The organism is Bacillus sp. N13C7 (assembly GCF_026790065.1).
Lineage (GTDB): Bacteria > Bacillota > Bacilli > Bacillales > Bacillaceae > Bacillus.
Genome location: NZ_JALAMO010000033.1, coordinates 1 through 1453 on the forward strand (window position 1 = coordinate 1; position 1453 = coordinate 1453).

At 39.0% G+C, this 1453-nt stretch carries 2 protein-coding genes and 1 pseudogene; all 3 read right to left on the reverse strand.

What is annotated here, in order from left to right; all coding sequences use genetic code 11:
• Positions 1-91: 91 nt before the first annotated feature.
• On the reverse strand, positions 92-940 hold the full coding sequence (locus MOB98_RS20685) for an IS3 family transposase (protein WP_268362892.1): 849 nt from the start codon (positions 938-940) through the stop codon (positions 92-94).
• Positions 941-975: 35 nt separating this feature from the next.
• Positions 976-1272, reverse strand: a complete 297-nt coding sequence (locus MOB98_RS20690; protein ID WP_268425383.1) for a transposase — start codon at positions 1270-1272, stop codon at positions 976-978.
• A gap of 90 nt (positions 1273-1362) precedes the next feature.
• A pseudogene (locus tag MOB98_RS20695) lies at positions 1363-1453 on the reverse strand (arginase); the annotation flags it as partial.

The following is a 1453-nucleotide window of genomic DNA, read 5'->3' on the forward strand; positions in this document are numbered from 1 at the left end:
AAATGAAAGTCGCTGAGAAAATGATTGGCTAAAGGAAAGACCCCCGCCGAATTGAAGTGACCCCTGTCAAGTAGACAGTGTTAAAAAGATACTAAGCAGCCTGAGTCCTGTATTGATATGGGCTCAGGTTGTTTAACTTCTTTTGGAACCGTTGATGGTTGTAAAAATGAATATATTTACATACTGCTTCTTGAACTGCTTCAGCTGTTTTGAATGAATATAAATACATACATTCCGTTTTAAAATGGCTAAAGAAACTTTCCATGCAAGCATTATCCCAACAGTTTCCTTTTCTCGACATACTGGCTTTCATCTGATATTTTTTGAGTAGCTTGTGGTAGAGGCGGGATGTATATTGGAAACCCTGGTCGCTATGCAGGAGTACTCCTTTTACATTTCGTTTTTTCTTTGCTTTTTTAAGAGTGTCTATTACAAGTTTCAGGTCATTCCTTCGACTGATCTGGTAAGCGACGATTTCATTATTATACAAGTCTTTCATCACAGACATGTACAGTTTCTGGCCGTTGAACATTAAATATGTAATATCCGTTACCCATTTTTCATTAGGTTTAGAAGCTGTAAAATCTCTGTTTAGATGGTTGTCAGAAGTCACGTGCGTTTCTTTCTTTCCGTAATAGGGTTTCTTCTTTCGGATGACTGCCCGGATCCCCAATTCGTTCATCAGGCGTTGAATACGCTTGTGGTTGATATGTAGTCCATACATTTTTTCCAACCATACCTGTATTCTCCGATATCCATAAATTCCTCTAAGTTTTTGATGACACTCCATGATTTTTTTCTTTACACTCTCATCCTCTATCTGTTTTTCAGAAGGCGATTTTTGTTTTCTCAGCCATTTATAATAACCACTTTTTGAGACACCGGCTACCTGACATAACAATTGGAGAGAATAAGTCCCTGCGGACATTTCTTTGACCACTTCAAACTTCCTTCTAGTTGGTACAATTCCTCCTTTCACATGTTTAAGAACTTTTTTAGCATTTCATTTTCAGCTTCCAGCCGTTTTATTTTAGATTCAGGATCTTCAGGGCGAATTCTTGGCCTGCCCATACCAGTGCCTTTTGCCTTTCCTCGTTTCTCCTCAAGCCCTGTCATCCCCTCTGTCTGAAAGTGGTTAACCCATCTCCTTACTTGGTTTTTATCAATGTTCATTTCTCTGGCGATTGTGTGATAACCCATCCCATCATTTAGGTGAAGATCAACAACTTTTTTCTTAAAGTGGATATCATAAGTTTTACGTGTTTTCCCCATAAAAAAACCCCTCCATTGTAGACAGATTAGTATGCTTTCTTTTTTCTGTCTACTATGAGGGGATCATATCAGAATGCGGGGGTTTTCTTATTACAGCAATTTCTTCCCTAGCAGGGATTCCACGAGCTCCACTGCTGTTTGGCCAGTTTTGTTTTCGTGATCAAGAATCGGGTTGACCTCA

Excerpts from the sequence above, each read along its gene's own strand:
- MOB98_RS20690 (WP_268425383.1), bottom strand. The coding sequence starts at position 1,272 with ATGGGGAAAACACGTAAAACTTATGATATCCACTTTAAGAAAAAAGTT.